Source organism: Streptomyces sp. NBC_01224 (genome assembly GCF_036002945.1).
In the GTDB taxonomy this organism is placed as follows: domain Bacteria; phylum Actinomycetota; class Actinomycetes; order Streptomycetales; family Streptomycetaceae; genus Streptomyces.
The window spans coordinates 4016428-4036605 of record NZ_CP108529.1; the positions used below are offsets into that span (position 1 = coordinate 4016428).

The 20178-nt window shown below is 71.7% G+C and carries 17 protein-coding genes; 5 read left to right on the plus strand and 12 right to left on the minus strand.

From position 1 onward, the window contains the following. Window positions 1–128: 128 nt before the first annotated feature. The gene (pdxH, locus tag OG609_RS17550; protein WP_327278092.1) at window positions 129–755 is read right to left on the minus strand and encodes a pyridoxamine 5'-phosphate oxidase; all 627 of its coding nucleotides are present in this window, start codon (window positions 753–755) and stop codon (window positions 129–131) included. Between the two features lie 222 nt (window positions 756–977). On the opposite strand from pdxH, the gene OG609_RS17555 reads away from it, so the two are divergent. Next, window positions 978–2087: a citrate synthase 2 gene (locus OG609_RS17555; protein ID WP_327273682.1), complete on the plus strand. Its 1110-nt coding sequence runs from the start codon at window positions 978–980 to the stop codon at window positions 2085–2087. Between the two features lie 89 nt (window positions 2088–2176). Here the strand turns inward: OG609_RS17555 and OG609_RS17560 are convergent, their stop codons facing one another. The 8 genes from OG609_RS17560 to OG609_RS17595 form a co-directional block, all read right to left on the minus strand. Further along, complete coding sequence (locus OG609_RS17560) at window positions 2177–2761, minus strand: hypothetical protein (RefSeq protein WP_327273683.1); 585 nt, start codon at window positions 2759–2761, stop codon at window positions 2177–2179. Window positions 2762–2774: 13 nt separating this feature from the next. Then, window positions 2775–3368, minus strand: a complete 594-nt coding sequence (locus OG609_RS17565) for a TetR/AcrR family transcriptional regulator (protein ID WP_327273684.1) — start codon at window positions 3366–3368, stop codon at window positions 2775–2777. Then, window positions 3356–4102 carry an enoyl-CoA hydratase family protein gene (locus tag OG609_RS17570; RefSeq protein WP_327273685.1) on the minus strand — a complete coding sequence of 249 codons (747 nt, stop codon included), beginning with the start codon at window positions 4100–4102 and terminating at the stop codon, window positions 3356–3358. Before OG609_RS17570 ends, OG609_RS17565 begins: the two co-directional genes overlap by 13 nt. Before the next feature lie 86 nt (window positions 4103–4188). After that, window positions 4189–5385: an acyl-CoA dehydrogenase family protein gene (locus OG609_RS17575; protein WP_327273686.1), complete on the minus strand. Its 1197-nt coding sequence runs from the start codon at window positions 5383–5385 to the stop codon at window positions 4189–4191. After that, window positions 5382–7328, minus strand: coding sequence for an acetyl/propionyl/methylcrotonyl-CoA carboxylase subunit alpha (locus tag OG609_RS17580; protein WP_327273687.1), 1947 nt, complete (start codon window positions 7326–7328; stop codon window positions 5382–5384). Before OG609_RS17580 ends, OG609_RS17575 begins: the two co-directional genes overlap by 4 nt. 117 nt (window positions 7329–7445) lie before the next feature. After that, on the minus strand, window positions 7446–9062 hold the full coding sequence (locus OG609_RS17585; protein ID WP_327273688.1) for an acyl-CoA carboxylase subunit beta: 1617 nt from the start codon (window positions 9060–9062) through the stop codon (window positions 7446–7448). Next, a complete protein-coding gene (locus OG609_RS17590) occupies window positions 9059–10795 on the minus strand; it encodes an acyclic terpene utilization AtuA family protein (protein WP_327273689.1) in 1737 nt (578 codons plus the stop codon). Before OG609_RS17590 ends, OG609_RS17585 begins: the two co-directional genes overlap by 4 nt. Next, window positions 10792–11586, minus strand: coding sequence for a TIGR03084 family metal-binding protein (locus tag OG609_RS17595; protein ID WP_327273690.1), 795 nt, complete (start codon window positions 11584–11586; stop codon window positions 10792–10794). Before OG609_RS17595 ends, OG609_RS17590 begins: the two co-directional genes overlap by 4 nt. 496 nt (window positions 11587–12082) lie before the next feature. Between OG609_RS17595 and OG609_RS17600 the strand changes: the two genes are divergently transcribed. Together OG609_RS17600 and OG609_RS17605 are read left to right on the plus strand one after the other, a co-directional pair. After that, window positions 12083–12457, plus strand: a complete 375-nt coding sequence (locus tag OG609_RS17600; RefSeq protein ID WP_327273691.1) for a PadR family transcriptional regulator — start codon at window positions 12083–12085, stop codon at window positions 12455–12457. Next, a complete protein-coding gene (locus OG609_RS17605) occupies window positions 12454–13050 on the plus strand; it encodes an HAAS signaling domain-containing protein (RefSeq protein ID WP_327273692.1) in 597 nt (198 codons plus the stop codon). The genes OG609_RS17600 and OG609_RS17605 overlap by 4 nt, the downstream gene beginning before the upstream one ends. 126 nt (window positions 13051–13176) lie before the next feature. Here the strand turns inward: OG609_RS17605 and OG609_RS17610 are convergent, their stop codons facing one another. After that, entirely contained in the window at window positions 13177–14151 is a 975-nt protein-coding gene (locus OG609_RS17610; protein ID WP_327273693.1) for an EamA family transporter, read from the minus strand. 149 nt (window positions 14152–14300) lie between these two features. Here OG609_RS17610 and OG609_RS17615 point away from each other — a divergent pair, with 149 nt between their 5' ends. Both OG609_RS17615 and OG609_RS17620 read left to right on the plus strand, forming a co-directional pair. Further along, on the plus strand, window positions 14301–15230 hold the full coding sequence (locus OG609_RS17615; RefSeq protein ID WP_327273695.1) for a LysR family transcriptional regulator: 930 nt from the start codon (window positions 14301–14303) through the stop codon (window positions 15228–15230). A gap of 185 nt (window positions 15231–15415) precedes the next feature. Next, window positions 15416–15601: a DUF397 domain-containing protein gene (locus tag OG609_RS17620; protein WP_327273696.1), complete on the plus strand. Its 186-nt coding sequence runs from the start codon at window positions 15416–15418 to the stop codon at window positions 15599–15601. A gap of 145 nt (window positions 15602–15746) precedes the next feature. Here OG609_RS17620 and OG609_RS17625 read toward each other — a convergent pair whose 3' ends face one another. Together OG609_RS17625 and OG609_RS17630 are read right to left on the minus strand one after the other, a co-directional pair. Beyond that, window positions 15747–16694 carry a MarR family transcriptional regulator gene (locus OG609_RS17625; RefSeq protein WP_327273697.1) on the minus strand — a complete coding sequence of 316 codons (948 nt, stop codon included), beginning with the start codon at window positions 16692–16694 and terminating at the stop codon, window positions 15747–15749. Between the two features lie 356 nt (window positions 16695–17050). Next, window positions 17051–19900, minus strand: a complete 2850-nt coding sequence (locus tag OG609_RS17630; RefSeq protein WP_327273698.1) for an FAD-binding and (Fe-S)-binding domain-containing protein — start codon at window positions 19898–19900, stop codon at window positions 17051–17053. Between the last annotated feature and the right edge of the window lie 278 nt (window positions 19901–20178).

The following is a 20178-nucleotide window of genomic DNA, read 5'->3' on the forward strand; positions in this document are numbered from 1 at the left end:
TGCACCTCGGCAGGCTGTCTGCCGAAACCCAAGCAGTCACCGACCCGCAGGCTCGCCGGTAAGTCCGGCCGGCTCCTCCGCAAGGAGGGACCAGAGCCTGCGGGTTTCTGCATGTCCGGAGTGGTTTTCTACGGGCACAGGCGCTCGACGCGCCACTTCTCGCCCTCGCGTACGTACCTCAGCCGGTCGTGCAGCCGGTTCTCGTGGCCCTGCCAGAACTCGATCGTGTCGGGGACCACCCGGAAGCCGCCCCACTGAGGGGGAGCGGGGACATGTTCGCCCTCCGGGTAGCGGGCAGCCAGTTCCTCGTAGCGTTCGATCAGCTCGTCGCGGGAGCCGATCACCTTCGACTGGGCGCTCGCCCAGGCTCCCAGCTGGGAGCCGTGGGGGCGGGTGCGGAAGTAGGCGACCGTCTCTTCGCGGCCTACGCGGGCCGCCGTGCCGGTGACGACGACCTGGCGGGCCATCGGGTGCCAGGGGAAGAGCAGCGAGACGTACGGGTTGGCGGTCAGTTCGCGGCCCTTGCGGGATTCGTAGTTGGTGAAGAAGACGAAGCCGCGTTCGTCGTACTTCTTCAGCAGCACCGTGCGTGAGGACGGCCGGCCCTCGGGGGTGGCGGTGGAGACCACCATGGCGTTGGGCTCGTGGAGCACCCCGCCCACGGCTACCTGCCGGAACCAGTGGGCGAACTGCTGCATCGGGTCGGCGGCCAGCGTGTCCTCGGTGAAGGCCTTGGAGCGGTACTGCTCGCGCATCGCGGCCGGATCGGTGGTGGAATCGGAGGGGGAGTCTGCGGTGGGCACGGGGTCATCCTGCCGCAGCGGCCAAGTCTGCCCGGCAAGGAGGGGCGTCAATCCGACACCGGTGAATCGGGACGCTGTGCCGGATGTCACGCTTCCCCGCGTCGTGGGAACCCGCCAATATCTTGGGGCAGGCCACTGTGGCCTCCGTACAGCCACCGACCTGAGGGAGCCGCCATGTCCGACTTCGTACCGGGACTAGAGGGAGTCATCGCGTTCGAGACGGAGATCGCCGAACCGGACAAGCAAGGCGGTTCGCTCCGTTACCGCGGTGTCGACATCGAGGATCTCGTCGGCCATGTGTCGTTCGGAAATGTCTGGGGTCTGCTGGTCGACGGGGCGTTCAACCCGGGGCTGCCGCCGGCCGAGCCGTTCCCGATCCCGGTGCACTCCGGGGACATCCGGGTCGATGTGCAGTCCGCGCTGGCGATGCTCGCTCCCGTGTGGGGCCTGAAGCCGCTGCTCGACATCGACGAGGAGACGGCGCGCAACGATCTGGCGCGGGCCGCGGTGATGGCGTTGTCGTACGTCGCCCAGTCGGCGCGCGGGCAGGGCCTGCCGATGGTTCCGCAGAGCGAGATCGACAAGGCGCAGTCCGTGGTCGAGCGGTTCATGATCCGCTGGCGCGGTGAGCCGGACCCCAAGCACGTCAAGGCCGTCGACGCGTACTGGACGTCGGCCGCCGAGCACGGCATGAACGCCTCCACGTTCACCGCCCGGGTCATCGCGTCGACCGGCGCCGACGTGGCGGCGGCGCTTTCGGGCGCGGTGGGTGCGATGTCGGGGCCGCTGCACGGTGGTGCGCCGTCCCGGGTCCTCGGCATGATCGAGGAGATCGAGCGGACCGGGGATGCCACCGCGTATGTGAAGAAGGCCTTGGACAAGGGTGAGCGGCTGATGGGCTTCGGGCACCGGGTCTACCGGGCGGAGGACCCGCGGGCGCGTGTCCTGCGGCGTACGGCCGAGGAGTTGGGTGCGCCGCGCTTCGAGGTGGCGCAGGCGCTGGAGAAGGCCGCGTTGGAGGAGTTGCACGCGCGTCGCCCGGACCGGGTGCTGGCGACGAACGTGGAGTTCTGGGCGGCGATCATGCTGGACTTCGCGGAGGTTCCGGCGCACATGTTCACGTCGATGTTCACGTGTGCGCGTACGGCGGGCTGGTCGGCGCACATTCTGGAGCAGAAGCGGACGGGGCGGCTGGTGCGACCGTCGGCGAAGTATGTCGGGCCGGGGCCGCGTGATCCCCGGGAGATCGAGGGATACGAGCAGATCACGGATCTGGGGAACTGAGGTCCCGGTACCCCGCAAGCCCGGCGTGATCGGAAGGTACGGCCCCGGACAGGTCCGCAGAGTCTCACCCGGTCTGCGTGTCCATACGTCTAGAGCTTGCCGCGGAGGGTGACGGTGCGGTGTCCGCCGAGGCGGCGCCGCACCTCCTGTTCGAAGCCGTAGGTCAGCTCCGCCCAGTTCCAGAAGGTGAGGCCGAGCTGCCCGCAGGCGTAGTAGTCGTCCTCCCAGCTCCAGCGGTCGATGCCGGAGGGCCTGCGGCAGGAGGGGCACTCCACGACGCCTTCGCCGCCGTTCGCCCAGTCGCCGAGCCGGCCCGCGAACGGGGCCCAGGCGCTGTCGACGGGGCACCAGGTGTCGTCGACGAGGCGGATCTCGGTGGCGCAGAGCGGGCAGGTGGCGGCTCCCGCGTCGCCCTGGCCGCTGTCGAAGACGGTGCGTCCGGTCGCAACGTGGAGGCCGTTGCTCCACAGCTCGACCGGTTCCGGGTCGTCGACGGCCTTGGCGTAGTTCGGACCGGGTGCGTTGCCGTAGCCGTCGTTGTCGAGGACGCAGTCGGTGCGCTCGGCGCCGACGAATCCGTCGGCGATCAGCCAGTCGAGGAGCCCGGTGCCGAGTCGTGCGGCGTCCTGCTCGGTGGCGTCGAGGTCGACGATCGTCTGGAAGTGGTCGCCCACAGGTCCCCCGGGGTCAGTTGAGTGCGTCGTCCAGCAGCGCCGCCCACTGTGCCACGACCCTCTGACGCCGGGCGGTGTCGTCGGTGAGTACGTTGGCCAGGCCCAGGCCGCGGGCCATGTCGAGGAGGCCCTGGACGGTTTCGCGTACGCCGGGCCTGGTTTCGTCGGCGGTGAGGAGTTCGACGGCGATGCGGTGGGTCTCGCGGCCGACGCGGGCTTCGAGTTCGGTGACGCGGGGGCGGAGTTGTTCCTCGTTGGACGCGGCGACCCAGAGCTGGAGTGCGGCGCAAAAGAGCGGGCCCGTGTAGAGGTCGACGAGGGCGGCGACGACGGCCGTGCGGCCCTGGACGGGCAGGGCGCGCAGGGCGGCGGAGCGTTCCTCGGCGACGTATTCGACGGCTGCGGTGAACAGGTCCTCGCGGGTCGGGAAGTGGTGCTGGGCGGCGCCGCGCGAGACGCCTGCGCGTTCGGCGACGACGGAGACGGTGGAGCCTGCCCAGCCGTGTTCGGCGAGGCAGGCGACCGCGGCTTCGAGGAGTCGCCGGCGGGTGGCACGGCTGCGGTCCTGCTTGGGGGTCCTGTCGGTGGAGGGCGTCACAACACCCATGCGGGGTCCCGTCGTTCGAGGAAGGCCGTCATCCCTTCCCGTGCCTCGGCGGAGGCGAAGAGTGCTGCCGAGCGGGCGATGAGGTCTTCGGCGTACTGGTCGAAACTCTTCCGCACAGTAGCTGTGACCAGCTCCTTCGATGCTGCCAGCCCCTGTGGTGAGGCCTTTCGCAGTCCGTCCAGTACGGGTACGAGTGCCTTGTCGATGTCCTCGGCGGACCCGACGGCGAGCGTGATCAGGGAGATGCGGGCCGCTTCGGTCGCGTCGAAGCGTTCGCCGGTGAGGTAGTAGCGGGCGGCGGCTCGTGGGTCGGTGCGGGGCAGCAGTGGCAGGGAGATGACGGCGGGGGCGAGGCCGAGCCGGGATTCGGTGAGGGCGAACGAGGCACCGGGGCCGGCCGCGGAGATGTCGCAGGCGCTGAGCAGTCCGAGGCCGCCCGCCCGGACGTGTCCCGTGACCCGGGCGACGACGGGCTTGGGCAGTGCGACGATCTGCCGCATCAGGGCGACGAAGGCTGCCGGATCGGGCGGTCCGGTGAGGTCGGCGCCCGCGCAGAACGTGTTGCCGGTGTGGGTGAGGACGACGGCTCGTACGGTGTCGTCGGCCGCGCACGCGTCCAGGGCGGTGGAGAGCTCGCCCACCAACTGCGCGGAGAGTGCGTTGCGGTTGGCCGGTGAGTCGAGGGTGAGGGTGGTGATGCCGCGGTCGTGGGTGGGGGCGGCGAGCGGCGTCATGTGTCGGTCTCCTTCTCGCGGGACTTCTCGAACGCGGCGGGAGCCGCGGTGGGCAGCTGCGGCGTGGAGAGACAGAATGTCCCGCGTCAGTACGACTTGGGGAGACCCAGGGACTGGTGGGACACGTAGTTCAGGATCATTTCCCGGCTGACGGGTGCGATCCGGGCGACGCGGGCCGCCGTGATCAGGGACGCGAGGCCGTATTCGCGGGTGAGGCCGTTGCCGCCGAGGGTGTGCACTGCCTGGTCGACGGCTTTGACGCAGGCTTCGCCGGCCGCGTACTTCGCCATGTTGGCGGCCTCGCCGGCACCGATGTCGTCGCCGTCGTCGTACAGCCGGGCGGCTTTCTGCATCATCAGCCGGGCCAGTTCCAGTTCGATGTGGGCCTGGGCGAGGGGGTGGGCGATGGCCTGGTGGGAGCCGATGGGCTCCTTCCACACCTGGCGGGTCTTCGCGTACTCGACGGCGCGGGCGAGTGCGTAGCGGCCCATGCCGATGCCGAATGCGGCGGTCATGATGCGTTCGGGGTTGAGCCCGGCGAAGAGCTGGAGCAGTCCGGCGTCCTCTCCCCCACTCTCGGCTTCGCTCGAGCGGGAGGTACCCCCTCCCACGAGGGCGTCGGCGGGCAGCCGTACGTCGTCGAGGACCAGCTCGAACTGCTTCTCCGGGGCCTGGAGTTCCATGTCGATCTGCGAGCGCCGGAAGCCGGGTGCGTCGCGCGGGACGATGAAGAGGCAAGGCTTGAGCCTGCCGGACCTGTCGTCCTCGGTGCGGCCGACGACGAGGGTGGCGTCGGCGATGTCGACGCCGGAGACGAAGACCTTGCGCCCGGTGAGCAGCCAGTCCTCGCCGTCCTTGCGGGCGGTGGTGGTGATGCGGTGGGAGTTGGAGCCCGCGTCGGGTTCGGTGATGCCGAAGGCCATGGTGAGGCTGCCGTCGGCGAGGCCGGGGAGCCACTGCCGCTTCTGGGTTTCGGTGCCGAAGCGGGCGATGACGGTGCCGCAGATGGCCGGGGAAACAACCATCATGAGGAGCGGACTGCCGGCTGCGCCCAACTCCTCCAGCACGATGGAGAGTTCGGCCATCCCGCTGCCTCCGCCGCCGTACTCCTCGGGAAGGTTCACGCCGAGGTAGCCGAGCTTGGCGGCTTCGTTCCACAGCTCGCGCGGGTGGGCTCCGTCGCGTACGACGGAGGTCATGTAGTCCCGCCCGTAGCGCTTTCCGAGGGCGGCGACGGCTGCGCGCAGGGCCTGGTGCTCTTCGGTTTCGAGGACAGTGCTCATGAGTTCTCCTCAGGGTCTGCGGGTTCGGTGACGACGGCGAGCAGGGCGCCGACCTCCACCTGGAGGCCTGGGGCGGCGTGCAGTGCGGTGAGGGCGCCGGAGGCGGGGGCGAGGATGCGGTGTTCCATCTTCATCGCCTCCAGCCAGATCAGTGGCTGCCCGGCTTCGACCGTCGCCCCGGCCCCGAGCCCGTCCGCGATGCGGACGACGGTGCCGGGCATGGGGGCGAGCAGGGAGCCGGGTGCGGTCCGGTCGGTGGGGTCGGTGAAGCGGGGCAGGGCGGTGAAGGTGTACGAGCCGGTGGCGGTGTCCACGTACACCTTGTCCTCGTGGACGGTGATGGCGAAGTGACGGGTGACGGAGCCGACTTCGAGGGTGACGTGGTCGGGGCGGGCGGCGATGACCCGTTCTCCGGTCTCGGGGACGGGTCCGGTGCGTGTGGTGCGGTAGGCGGCCTGGTGTTCGGTGCCGTCGGGTTCGGTGCGGTAGCGCTTGACCCGGGGTTGCGAGGAGATGTTGCGCCAGGCGCCGAAGCGGGCGGGGCCGGGGCCGTGGTGCCGGGTGGCGGCGTCGGCGAGGGCGGCGGCCAGGGCGGCGGTGCGGTGGTCCGCTTCGTCCGGGGCGGGGGTGAGGGCGTCCAGGTGGCGGTCGTAGAAGCCGGTGTCGAGGCGGGCGGCGCGGAAGTCGGGGTGACGCAGGGACCGTACGAGCAGGTCGCGGTTGGTGACCGGGCCGTGGATGCGGGTGCGTTCGAGGGCGCGGGCGAGGAGGCGTACGGCTTCGCCCCGGGTGGGGGCGTGGGCGATGACCTTGGCGAGCATCGGGTCGTAGTGCACGCCGATGGTGTCGCCGCCGGTGTATCCGGTGTCCAGGCGCAGTCCGGGTTCGTCCGGCACTTCCAGCGTGTGCAGTTCTCCGGTCTGCGGCTGCCAGTCGCGGGCGGGGTCCTCGGCGTAGAGGCGGGCCTCGACGGCGTGGCCGTGCGGCTCGGGGGGTGCGGTGGCGGGCAGCGGTTCGCCTTCCGCGACGCGCAGTTGCAGGGCGACGAGGTCGAGCCCGAAGACGGCTTCGGTGACAGGGTGTTCGACCTGGAGGCGGGTGTTCATCTCCAGGAAGTACGGCCGTCCGTCGGCCGCGAGGAGGAACTCGACAGTGCCCGCGCCCCGGTAGCCGACGGCGCGGGCGGCGGCCACGGCGGCATCGTGCAGCCGGGCCCGAAGCGCGTCGTCGAGACCGGGTGCGGGGGCCTCCTCGACGACCTTCTGGTGGCGTCGCTGGAGCGAGCAGTCCCGGGTGCCGAGGGCCCAGACTCCGCCGTGCTCGTCGGCCATGACCTGGACCTCGACGTGCCGGCCGCGCTCCATGTACGGCTCCGCGAAGACCTCGCCGTCCCCGAAGGCGGCAGCGGCCTCGGCGGAGGCGGCCGTCAACTCGCCCGGCAGCTCGGTGAGTTCACGTACGATCCGCATGCCGCGCCCGCCGCCTCCCGCCGCCGCCTTCAGCAGCAGCGGAAGGTCGTCGGCGGTGGCCCTCTCCGTGTCGACGGGCGCGAGCAACGGCACCCCGGCGGCGGCCATCAGCTCCTTGGCACGGGTCTTGGACGCCATCAGCTCGATGGCCTTGACCGGCGGCCCCACCCAGACGAGACCGGCGTCCTGCACGGCCCCGGCGAATCCGGCGTTCTCGGAGAGGAAGCCGTACCCGGGGTGGACGGCGTCGGCGCCCGCCGCGAGCGCGGCACGTACGACGAGATCACCGCGCAGATAGGTGTCGGACGGGGCGGCGCCCGGCAGCCGTACGGCGGTGTCCGCCTCCCGTACGTGCAGTGCCTCGGCGTCCGCGTCGGAGTACACGGCGACGGTGGCGATGCCCAGCGCACGGCACGTGCGGAAGATCCGGCAGGCGATCTCGCCCCGGTTGGCCACCAGGAGCGAACGAATCATGACTGGCATGAGGGAAGACTCTTTCCACTAGGACACCGCAACCATCGATTGAGGAACCCCCACGGCGAGGAACCACCTCCGCGAGAGCGACGGCGGTCCGGCCGCAAAAGGGCCGCCTCACATCCGGAAGATTCCGAAGCCGCCGCGGGCGCCTTCGACCGGGGCGGTGTGGATCGCGGACAGGCACATCCCGAGGACGGTCCTGGTGTCGCGCGGGTCGATGACCCCGTCGTCGTACAGCCGCCCGGAGAGGAACATCGGCAGCGACTCGGACTCGATCTGCTGCTCCACCATGGCGCGCAGCCCGGCGTCGGCCTCGGCAGCCCTGTCGTCGTACGGCAGCCCCTTGGCGGCGGCGGAGGCCCGGGCGACGATGGACAGCACACCCGCGAGCTGCTGCGGCCCCATGACGGCGGACTTGCTGCTGGGCCAGGCGAAGAGGAAGCGCGGGTCGTACGCCCGTCCGCACATGCCGTAGTGCCCGGCCCCGTACGAGGCGCCCATCAGGACGGACAGATGCGGGACCTTGGAGTTCGACACCGCGTTGATCATCATCGCGCCGTGTTTGATGATGCCGCCCTGCTCGTACTCCTTGCCGACCATGTAGCCGGTGGTGTTGTGCAGGAAGAGCAGGGGGATGTCGCGCTGGTTGGCGAGCTGGATGAACTGGGCGGCCTTCTGCGACTCCTCGCTGAACAGCACGCCTTGCGCATTGGCGAGGATGCCGACGGGATAGCCGTGAAGCGTGGCCCATCCGGTCACCAGGCTGGTCCCGTACAGCGGCTTGAACGCGTCGAAGTCGGAGCCGTCGACGAGCCGGGCGATGACCTCGCGCGGGTCGAAGGGCACCTTCAGATCGCCGGGCACGATGCCGATCAGCTCGTGCTCGTCGTACTTCGGCGGTTCGGCCGGTCCCGGATCTGCGTGTGCCTTGCGCCAGTTGAGGCGGGCGACGATCCGGCGGGCCTGGCGCAGCGCGTCCTGCTCGTCGACGGCGAAGTGGTCGGCGAGCCCGGAGGTGCGGGCGTGCATCTCGGCGCCGCCGAGCGATTCGTCGTCGCTCTCCTCGCCGGTCGCCATCTTCACCAGGGGCGGTCCGCCGAGGAACACCTTGGACCGTTCCTTGATCATGACGGTGTGGTCGGACATGCCGGGGACGTACGCCCCACCGGCGGTCGAGTTCCCGAAGACGACGGCCACGGTCGGGATGCCGGCCGCCGACAGCCGGGTGATGTCGCGGAACAGCGCCCCGCCCGGGATGAAGATCTCCTTCTGCGACGGGAGATCGGCGCCCCCGGACTCGACGAGGCTGATGCAGGGCAGCCGGTTGGCGAAGGCGATCTCGTTCGCCCGCAGGGCCTTCTTCAGGGTCCAGGGGTTGGAGGCGCCGCCGCGTACGGTCGGGTCGTTGGCGGTGATCAGGCACTCCACGCCCGACACCATCCCGATCCCGGTGACGAGCGAGGCGCCGACTGTGTACTCGGGGGCCTCGCTCCCCCAGGCAGCGAGCGGTGACAGCTCCAGGAACGGGGTGTCCTCGTCGATCAGCAACTCGATCCGCTCCCGGGCCAGGAGCTTTCCGCGCGAGCGGTGCCGCTCGGTGTACTTCTCACCGCCGCCCGCCTGCGCCTTGGTGTGCTCGCCGGCCAGCTCGTCGAGTTTCGCGAGCATGGCCGCACGGTTCGCGGCGTATTCGGGGCTCGCGGTGTCGAGCCCGGTGGGCAGGACGGTCATGCGTTCACCTCCGGTGCGTGGGCGGCTTCCAGCAGCGATACGGGAATGGGGAGGTGCCGGGAGCGCAGCCACTCCCCTACGGCCTTGGCCTGCGGATCGAACCGGTGCTGGGCGGCGACGCCCTCACCGAGCAGCCCGTGCACGACGAAGTTCAGGGCACGGAGGTTCGGCAGGACATGGCGTACAACGGTGAGGTCGGCGGTCTCCGGAAGCAGTTCCCGGAACCGTTCGACGGTCAGCTCATGGGCCAGCCACCGCCAGGCGTCGTCACCGACGGCCCACACCCCCACGTTGGCGTCTCCGCCCTTGTCACCGCTGCGGGCACCCGCGACCCGGCCGAGCGGGGCGGTCCGGGTGGGGCCGGAGAACGGCAGGGGCTCGGGCAGCGGCGGCTCGGCGGCTTCCCGGAGGGGCTGCGTCCGTGCGGGATGTTCCTGGCTCTCCCGGCGCCCGTCCGGAAGGACGGCGACGTGCGGGACCTCGCCGGCCGGTACGTACGTTGCCTCGAACACCCCGTACGGGGCGCCCTTTCCGGGCGGGGCGGTGACATGGAAGCCCGGATAGCTGCCGAGGGCGAGCTCGATCGCCGCGCCGGAGACCGCGCGTCCGACGGCCTCCGGGTCCTGGTCGCGGACGACGAGCCGGAGCAGGGCGCAGGCCCTCTCCTCGGTGTCGGCGTCGGCCCGGTCGGTCCGGGCCAACTCCCAACGAACCTCCGCGGGGCGGGTACGGGACCGGTCGAGTGCTTCCGTGAACTGGTCCTTGACGAGCTGCGCCTTGGCCTCGATGTCGAGCCCGGTGAGTACGAAGACGACTTCGTTGCGCCAGCCGCCGAGCCGGTTGAGGCCGACTTTGAGTGTGGGCGGCGGGGCCTCGCCGCGCACGCCGGAGATCCGTACCCGGTCGGGGCCTTCCTGGGCCAGCCGTACGGTGTCGAGCCGGGCGGTGACATCCGGTCCGGCGTACCGGGGCCCGCCGGTCTCGTACAGCAACTGGGCCGTGACGGTGCCGATGTCGACGACGCCGCCCGTGCCGTCGTGCTTGGTGATGACGGACGACCCGTCGGCATGGATCTCGGCGACGGGGAAGCCGGGCCGGCGCAGGTCATGGCCCCGGAAGAACGAGTAATTCCCCCCGGTGGCCTGGGTTCCGCACTCCAGTACGTGTCCGGCGACGACGGCCCCGGCGAGGGCGTCGTGATCGCCGGGGCCCCAGCCGAAGTGGGCGGCGGCGGGCCCGGTGACAAGGGCGGCGTCGGTGACCCGTCCGGTGACGACGACATCGGCGCCCGCGGTGAGGCAGGCGGCGATCCCCGCGCCGCCGAGGTAGGCGTTGGCGGTGAGGAAGCCCTCGGGTACGGGGAGGCTGTCGCCCTCCACATGGGCGACCCGTACGGGCACTCCCGATTTCTGCGCCAACTCCCTTACGGCGTCGGCCAGTCCGGCCGGATTGAGCCCTCCGGCATTGGTGACGATCTTCACCCCGCGCTCGTGGGCGAGCCCGAGGCCCTCTTCGAGCTGGCGCAGGAAGGTGGTGGCGTACCCGTGCGTGGGGTCCTTGAGCCGGCTCCGGCCGAGGATGAGCATGGTCAGCTCGGCGAGATAGTCCCCGGTGAGTACGTCGAGGGGCCCGCCGGTGAGCATCTCGCGTACGGCGTCGAAGCGGTCGCCGTAGAACCCGGAGGCGTTGCCGATCCGCAGCGGTCCGGTCCGCCGGGGCCCGGTCGGGGTCACTTGCCGCCTGCCCGGGGCGCGCGGCCGGGTCCGGCGGGCCCGGCGAACGCCTGGGCGATGTCGAGCCACTGGTCGGCGTCGGGCCCGACGGCCCGGACGGCGAGGTCGTCGCGGTGGGCGCGCTGGGTGACCAGAAGGCAGAAATCGAGCAGCGGCCCGGTGACGCGCTGCGGCGCGTCCTGCGCCCCGAACGCGATCAACTCGCCGTCGGGTGCTTTCAGTTCGACCCGGAACTCCTCCTCGGGCGCCTTGATGCCCCGCACCAGGTAGGCGTAGTCCCTGGCCCGTAGCCCGATCCGGGCGACGTGCCGCAGCCGGGCGGTGGGGGCCCTGGTGACCCCGAGGGCGTCGGCGATGTCCTGGCCGTGCGCCCAGGTCTCCATGATCCGGGCGGTCGCCATCGAGGCGACGCTCATCGGCGGCCCGTACCAGGGAATACGGGTTCCGGCGGGTGCGTCCCGCAGCGCCGCTTCGAGCCGCCCCCGCCCGTCCCGCCACCGCGCGAGCAGTGCGTCCGGGGCGAGCACGGCCAGTTCCTCCGCGCCCCGGTCGACAAAGGATTCGGGGGCCTCCATGGCCTCGGCCACCTCCGCGGCGAAGGCACCGGCATCGGTGGCGGCGAGCAGCGCGACCTCGTCGGTCCAGGTGAGATGGGCGATCTGGTGCGCGATGCTCCAGCCGGGGGCAGGGGTCGGCGCGGCCCATTGCCCGGCGCTCAACCCCCGTACGAGTCCGTCGAGTTCCTGGCTCTCATCGCGCATGTCGTCGATCACGGCTGCGACATCGGGCACGGTGCGCTCCCCTCGGGGCAAGGCGGTGTGCCCAGGAGCATGGCAGCGGACCCATAAACAAGCAAGCATGCTTGCATTATTTTCTGTCCCGCCACCGGGGCGTTGGCAGGCTGTGCGCCCGAACGCGCCGTCGTGGACGCGCAGGGCGAGGCGGCCCCGTACAGGACGTCGAGCACGTCGAGGATGTGCTGGGTGCCGCGCACGAGGCGGAACGTCTCGGAGATGTGCACGGTGTCACCCGGCCGCGCGTAGGCCGGCAGCTTGCCGAACTTCGGGCGCTTGAGCGGGTGGAGACGGCTGGAGGTGCCCGCGCCCTCCTCGAAGATGACCGGGCCCTCGATCCCGGCCTCACCCAGGGCGAGGGGATCACGGTTCCGGGGTGGAGGGCTCCGCGTTCGGGTAGGGCCGGGTCTTCGTAAGCGCCAACACCGCCAGACCGATGGTCAAGGGCATCCCCCCTTCCCATCCACTTGCTCCACCAGGTATCTTGCATCGCATGGAACCAGGTGATTCGACCAAGCAGGCCCGGGCAGCCACCCAGCTACGCAAGGGTGTCCTGGAGTACTGCGTACTCGCCCTGATGCGGGACCGCCCCCGCTACGGCGTGGAACTCCTCCACGCCTTGGAGGACTCCGGCGCCCTGGCCACCAGCCAGGGCACGGTCTACCCGCTGCTCTCCCGGCTCCGCCGCGACGACCTGGTCACCACCACCTGGCAGGAGTCCGCCTCCGGACCACCCCGTCGCTACTACGCGCTCACCGACAGCGGCCGGGCCGCACTCGACGAGTTCGCCCGCGTCTGGCCCGGCTTCCGCAACGCCGTCGACACCTTCCTGACCACCCCGCACCCCTCCACCGGAGACCTCGCATGAAGACCGCCACCGACCTTGTACGCGACTACCTCTCCGCCGTCGAGCGCGAGGCCTCCGCGCTCCCCGCCGACCGTCGCCGGGAACTCCTCGCCGACCTCGCCGAACACATCGAGGTGACGCGCGCCGAACGCCCCGATGCCGCGATCGGCGAGGTCCTGGCGGAGCTGGGGGACCCCCGCACGATCGCGGCGACGGCGCTGGCCGAGGCGGGGAACGGGGCCGCCGGGGCCCCGGCCCGGGGCGGTGTCGGTGCACCCGCCCGGCGCGGCAAGGTGCACCCCCTGGTCCCGCTCCTGATGCTCACCCTCTCGCTGCCCTTCATCATGGTCTTCCCCGACCTCCCCGGCCCGCTGTTCGGCGTCCTGTTCCGCGTCATCGGCGCGGTACTCCTCTGCACCTCGGTGCACTGGACCGCCGCCCAGAAGACCACCGGCGTACTGCTTGCCGCCGTCCTGCCGAGTGTCATCATCGCCACCTGGAACCTGTCCAGCGGCGGCCCGGAGGCCGGCACCCCGGCCCTCCTGTCCAACCTGGCGATGCTCGCTCTGATGGCCGGCACGGCAGCATGGCTCTGGCGGGTCCGCCGCGCCTGAGCGCGGCCGCCGGCACATCGAGGTCGACAAGTGGATCGACCCGGCACGCCACTGCGCGTACCCCGAGGGCAGCAGCGGCCCCCCGATCCGGGAGGGCCTCCGAGTCGCGCGGCTGCCCGGCCCCGGCTACGCCTGGCGGCGCTTCCCGACCCGTACCTGGCTGCGCACCGCCCCCATGCTCGCCCCGATGACCAGGGCGATGGCCAGGGCGTCCGTCATGGAGAGGGCCTGGTCGAGGATGAGGAAGCCGGCCGTGGCCGCGATCGCCGGTTCCAGGCTCATCAGGATCGCGAAGGTGGGCGCGGGCAGACGGCGCAGCGCCATGAGTTCGAGGGTGTACGGAAGGACCGAGCTCAGCAGCGCCACCGCCGCACCCAGTCCCAGCGTGGACGGGACCAGCAGTTTCGAGCCCGACTCCAGGATGCCGAGGGGCAGGGAGAGGAGCGCGGCAACCACCAGGGCCAGGGCGAGGCCGTCCGCCTGGGGGAAGCGGCGGCCGGTGCGGGCGCTGAAGACGATGTACGTGGCCCACAAGGCGCCCGCGCCCAGGGCGTACGCGGCGCCCACCGGATCGAGGCGGTCGAAGCCACCCCCGCTCAGCAGCACGACGCCGCCCAGCGCGAGGCCCGCCCACACCACGTTGGCCAGCCGGCGGGAGGCGATCACCGAGAGGGCCAGCGGGCCCAGCACCTCCAGGGTGACGGCCGCGCCCAGCGGGATGCGGTCGGCGGCCTGGTAGAAGAGTGTGTTCATGCCGCCCATGGCCACCCCGAACGCGAGGACCGTGCCCCAGTCGGCGCGCGAGTAGCCGCGCAGCTTCGGGCGGCAGACGATCAGCATGACGAGCGCGGCGACGGCCAGGCGCAGGCTGACGACCCCGAGTGCGCCGGCCCGCGGCATCAGCAGCACCGCGACCGCGGAGCCGAACTGGACGGAGAGCCCGCCCGCGACTACCAGCGCGACCGGGGCGAGTGCGGCCCTTCGGCCCTTGGGACGTGCAGGACCTGCCGCCCCGCCCAGGGCGGACACCGCCTCCGGCACGGCGACGGCCGCGGCCTGCTCCGCGGCCGCTGCCCCTGCTGCACTGCGCTGGTCGTTCACCTGCGGTGTTCCTCCCGAGTCCGGCAGTGCATTTCAATGCACTAGCTGATTGAATATACTGCACTCTCGCCGTGCGGTACCTCCCCTTACGGTAGGTACCTCCGCGTGGCACGTGAAATGCCGTTGGGCTCCCGTTATGCTTCCCGCGCATGAGCCTTGGACGCAGCGGTGACGGCCGTACCGGGAACTCTGCGGGCCGGAGTTCCGGCCGCGGTATCGAGGTCCGCCATCTGCGCGCCTTCCTCGCGATCGCCGACGAGGGCAACGTCACCCGCGCAGCCGCCCGCCTCCGCCTCACCCAGCCCGCGGTCTCCCGCACCCTCGCCGCCCTGGAGCAGCACCTCGGCATCCGGCTCGTCGACCGGTCCACCCACCATCTCGTCCTCACCCGCGAAGGCGTCGCCTTCCGGGACAAGGCCGCCGCCGCGGTCGCCGCGTTCGACGAGGCGCTCGACCCCGGCGGACTGCGCCACTGGCCGCTGCGGCTCGGGCACGCCTGGTCCGCGTTCGGCCCGTACACCACACCCCTGCTCCGGCGCTGGCAGGAGCGGTATCCGCAGACCCCGCTCGAACTGCTGCGGATCGACGACCGCACCGCCGGGCTCACCCGCGGCGAAGTCGATGCGGCGTTGCTGCGGGGCCCCGTAGAGGCGCCGGGGCTCGTCACCGAGGTGCTGTTCGAGGAGGACCGGGTGGCGGCGGTCGCCGCGGACGGGCCGCTCGCCGCCCGCGCCACGCTCCGTCTCGCCGATCTGGCGGGCGGCACCGTCGTCCTCAACACCGTCTCCGGCACCACCACCGTCGATCTGTGGCCGCCGGACTCCAGGCCCGCCGCGCCCCTCACCGTCGCCAACACCGACGACTGGCTGACCGCCATCGCGGCGGGGCGCGGCGCCGGGGTCTCCGCCGCATCCACCGCCGAGATGCACCCGCACCCGGGGGTCGCCTACCGCCCGCTCGTCGACGCCCCGACCGTCCCGGTCCTGCTCGCCCGGCGCGACGCCCCCGGCCATCCCGCACTGCCGAAGCTCGCCGCGCTCGCCCGCGAGATCGTGGGTCAGGACGCCACCGACGGCTGAGGAACTCCCGCACGGGACCGGATGGCCGGGGGGAGCGCCCCCGCCCGTCCCGGCTCACTCCTCGACCACCGGACGTCACAGGCGCCTGTCAGCGCGACGTGCGGGGCCGCCGGTGCGGCATCCGGGGCCGTCAGCCTGACCCCAGAGGACTCCCTGGGCCTGTTGAAGCGATTGCGAGGAGCGCTATGAGCACGTCCGAACTGGCCTGGTTCAAGAGCAGCTACAGCGGCTCGCAGGGTGACGACTGCATCGAGGTGGCGAAGGGGACACAGGCGATCCACGTCCGCGACTCCAAGGACCAGCTGAGCCCCGAACTCGCCCTCTCCCCCGCCGCGTGGGACGACTTCGTCTCCTACGCCGTCCAGGGCTGACCCTCACGCCCCGCGCCGGACCCGTCCGGCGCGGGGCGCTGCCGTTCACCGGGTGGGCGGCGTCCACGACGAGCTGGGGCACGTGCACAGGCTCCTTGGGTCCGAAGTTCGCGAGCAGTTCGCGCGGCCCGGCCGGTCGGGTCGGTCAGGCCGGGGCGAGTTGGCGGCAGGGCCTGCACAGGCCGTCACGGAACGCTTCGGGCCTCCCCGGGACGGCGCACTCGGTGCACTCGACGATCAGACGGCGTACGGGAGTTCTCGGCACGGCCGGGGCTGCGGCGGGCAGAAGGGGCGGGATCTTGTCGCGGAGACGGCGGCGGACGAACCCGAAGGGCGAGTCGACAGACGCGGGAAGCCCGGCGGTGAGGGCGTGCGTCAGGTAGTCGGCGTCCACACCGCGCGCGAACCACTCGGCAGCCGCCTGCTCCAGTGCCGCACAGTCCGCTGCCGAGAGGGCCAGGCGGGAGTCGGTACGGCCGAGACGGGCCAGGGCGAGGAAAGCGGGAGAGGGCCGGTCCACGGTCGCCTCCGGCTCCGGCTCCGGCTCCGGCTCCGGCTCAGCGGTGCGCTGCTGCGGCACTGTCGTGACGGGCGGCTGCGCCGGTACGGATGCGGATGCTTCGGACGCGGCGGGGTCGGTGGGGACCCACGGGGGCAGTGCCGCGGCGGCCTCCTGCGGCGCGGAGCCGCGCTCCTCGGCGGCGAGGAATGCCTCCCACCACTCGTTGTCACGGGCGATGCGGGACCAGAAGGTGCGGGTTACCCAGCGGACCTGGCCGCCCTCTCCGCTCAGGCACCGGACATGCCGCAGATGACCGGCCACGCCCAGGGCCCGCAACGCGCTGCCGACGGCCACCTGCCCGTACAGCGGCTGGCTCCTGGCCAGCGACTTGATATCCATCGCCGCGCCCTCGGGCAGCGCGTCCACGTAACCGGCGATGTGCCGCTCACGCTCGGGCAGTAGCACGCACTCACCCTCGTGGGGCAGGCGTTGATCCGGCACAGATCGCTTTCCGTAACCGGGCTTGGCCTCCGGATGGGAGCGCGAGGATGCGGACGCTCGCGGGGCAGGGCTAAGGTTTGAAACAGCCACGGGGTCGCCTACTTCGATCTTGGGGTCAGACCCCGGCCGGTGCTGAGAACACCGCGTCGGGGTCGTTACGTTCGGCACCGTAAGCAGCCGCGACTTCACGCCGCAAGTCGGTCACGATTAGTCATACTTGCTGGCCGTGACGGGGTCGGCGAGGGCGGGGAGGTTTCCCCAACCCCCTTCTTTCACCAACCGGTTGTACGACACCGCTCGAATCCCGACATCCGGAACCCGGCCCCCGAAGCCCGAAGCTCAAGACCCGGCCCCGGGCCCCTCCCCACACCCACGAAAGAGTGAACAAGCCCTCCCCGCCGCTCGAAACCCGGCTCCCGAAGCTCGGGCTCCGGCCGCCCCGCACCTCAGCCGCAGGAAGTGCCCAATTCGGGAGGCAGGCCCTCCGCAAGTACCTCCGCCAGATGTCTCGCCCTCACACCGCCCAGTTGCTCCAGCTGGGTCCGGCAGGAGAAGCCGTCCGCCAGGAACTCCGTACCGGGCTCCGCGGCCCGTACCGATGGCAACAGGGCCTCCTCCGCGCAGGCCGCCGACACCGCCCAGTGACCCCGCTCGAAGCCGAAGTTTCCGGCCAGTCCGCAGCAGCCGCCGTTCAACTCACCGGTCAGTCCGGCCCGTTCGCGCAGACGGCGGTCCGCCGTGTCGCCCAGGACCGCGTGCTGGTGGCAGTGGGTCTGGCCGGTGGCCGGGCGGTCCAGGCGGGGTGGTTGCCAGTCGGGGGCGTACTCCTCCAGGTACTGCGCCAACGTCCTTACCGAACGCGCGAGTTCGGCCGCGCGGGGGTCGTCGGGGAGGAGTTCGGGCAGGTCCGTGCGGAGAGTCGCGGCGCAGCTCGGTTCGAGGACGACGAGCGGGTCGCCGAGGTGGACGCCCATCCGGTCCAGGGTCCGGCGCATGACCCTGCGGGCCTTGTCGAGCTGGCCCGTGGACACGTATGTGAGGCCGCAGCACAGCCCGCGGCCGGGCAGCAGAGGTCTTCGGCCCGCCGCCTCCAGGACCCGGACCGCCGCCCGCCCCACCTCGGGCGAGAGGTGGTTGGTGAAGGTGTCGGGCCAGAGACCGACCGCCCGGTCGCCCGGCGGGATCACCGCCTCCCTGCCCCGGTGCCGCCGGACCCACCGGGTGAACGTCTCCCGCGCCAGCACCGGAAGCGTCCGCTCGGGAGCGATGCCCGCCAGCCGTTTGGCCAGGGCCGCCAGCGGGCGGACCCGGGCCAGGGCGTTCAGGGCAGGTGCGAACGGGGCCGCCGCACGCAGCCAGACCGGCAGCCGTCCCATCGCGTAGTGGGCGGCGGGGCGCAGCCGCCCCCGGTAGTGGTGGTGCAGGAACTCCGCTTTGTACGTGGCCATGTCGACACCCACCGGGCAGTCGCTGCGGCAGCCCTTGCAGGACAGGCAGAGATCGAGCGCGTCGCGCACCTCCGTCGACCGCCAGCCGTCCGTGATCACCTCGCCCGCCAGCATCTCGTGCAGCAGGCGGGCCCGGCCGCGGGTGGAGTGGGCCTCCTCGCCGGTCGCCCGGAACGACGGGCACATCACGCCCGCGCCCGCCGGCTCCGCCGTACGGCATTTGGCGACGCCCACGCATCTGCGTACCGCCGCGGAGAAGTCTCCGCCGTCGTGCGGGTAGCCGAACGTGACGTCCACAGGGCGCTTCGGCAGCACCTCGAAGCGGAGGTTCTCGTCGATCCGGGCGGGGTGGGTGAGGATGCCGGGGTTCATGCCGCCGTACGGGTCCCAGATGTTCTTGAACCGGGCGAAGAGGGCGACCAGTTCGTCTCCGTACATGCGTGGGAGCAGTTCGGCTCGGGCCTGGCCGTCGCCGTGTTCCCCGCTCAGTGATCCGCCGTGCGCGACGACCAGGTCCGCCAGCTCCTCGGAGAAGCGGCGGAAGCGGACCACTCCCTCGGGGTCCAGCAGGTCGAAGTTGATCCGGACGTGGATGCAGCCGTCGCCGAAGTGCCCGTACGGGGTGCCGCGCAGCCCGTGGGCGGCGAGCAGGGCACGGAAGTCGCGGAGGTACGGGCCGAGGCGGGCGGGCGGTACGGCGCAGTCCTCCCAGCCGGGCCAGGCCTCCGTGCCGTCCGGCATCCGCGTGGCGGTGCCGGCGGCGTCCTCGCGGATGCGCCACAGGGCCCGCTGTCCGGCCGGGTCGGTGACGACCATGCCGGCCGGCGCGTCGGCCGCACGGAGGATGCGCTCGGCGTGCGCCCGCGCCTCGGCCGGGGTGGCGCCGCCGGTCTCGACGAAGAGCCAGGCGCCTCCGCGCGGCAGCCCGGCCGGTTCCCGCACGAGATCGGCGGCCATGCCCTCCACGGTCAGGGGGTGGAACGGAAGCAGGCCGCAGGCGGCTTCGGCGGCCGCGGACTCGTCGGCGTATGCGAGTACGGCGAGCGCGCGGGCCGCCGGTGCCTCGACCAGTCGTACGGTCGCCTCCGTCACCACACCGAGTGTGCCCTCGCTGCCGCAGAAGGCGCGGACGAGGTCGGTTCCGCGCTCGGGCAGGAGTGCGTCCAGGGCGTATCCGGAGATACGGCGCGGGAGCTCGGGGAAACCGGTGCGCAGGAGGGCGAGGTTCTCGCCGATGAGTTCGGGGAGTCCGATGAGTCCAGTGGGTCCGGTGGGGGGTTCGGCCTCCCCTGCCCGGCCCAGACGCAGCGTGTCGCCGCCGTAGCGGGCCACGGTCAGGGCGAGCACATTGTCGGCCGTGGTGCCCCACGCGACCGAGTGCGCGCCGCAGGAGTTGTTGCCGATCATGCCGCCCAGCGTGCAGCGGCTGTGCGTGGAGGGGTCGGGGCCGAAGGTGAGGCCGTGCGGGGCGGCGGCGGTGCGCAGGTCGTCCAGGATCACGCCCGGCTGGACGACCGCTGTACGGGATTCGGCGTCCAGCTCGACGATCTTCCGCATATGGCGGGTGAGGTCGAGGACGACACCGGTGCCGGTGGCCTGACCGGCGATGGAGGTGCCGCCGCCGCGCGGGACCACGGGCACGGCGTGTGAACGGCAGACGGCGAGCGCGGCGGCCACGTCGTCGGCGTCGCGCGGGGTGACGACGCCGAGCGGTACGCGGCGGTAGTTGGAGGCGTCCATCGTCGTCAACGCCCTTGCGGTGGGGCCGAAGTCGACCTCTCCGCGGACCGCGGCGCTCAGGGCCTGTGCGAGTGCGACGGATTCCGGCGGTTTGCGATGTGCGGCCATGGGCCCAGGATGCCGTTGATCCGGTCACTCGGCGGCCCCGTGCCCTCGCGACTCCCCCGAATACGTCAATACGTCGGAATACGTCGGACGCGTAGTCACATACGTGACAGAGAACGCCACAAGCACTTCCCAAATAGAGCGTCAATTCTCATATAGTGACCACGACTTATCTTGGAATTATCAGCTCCAGTTGTCGTGTTCACCCCTGCCGTACCGAACTGTCCCGATCAGACCTGTTGGTCCCGCCTGCCCTGCCCGTCCCGTTTACCCCGTCCGCC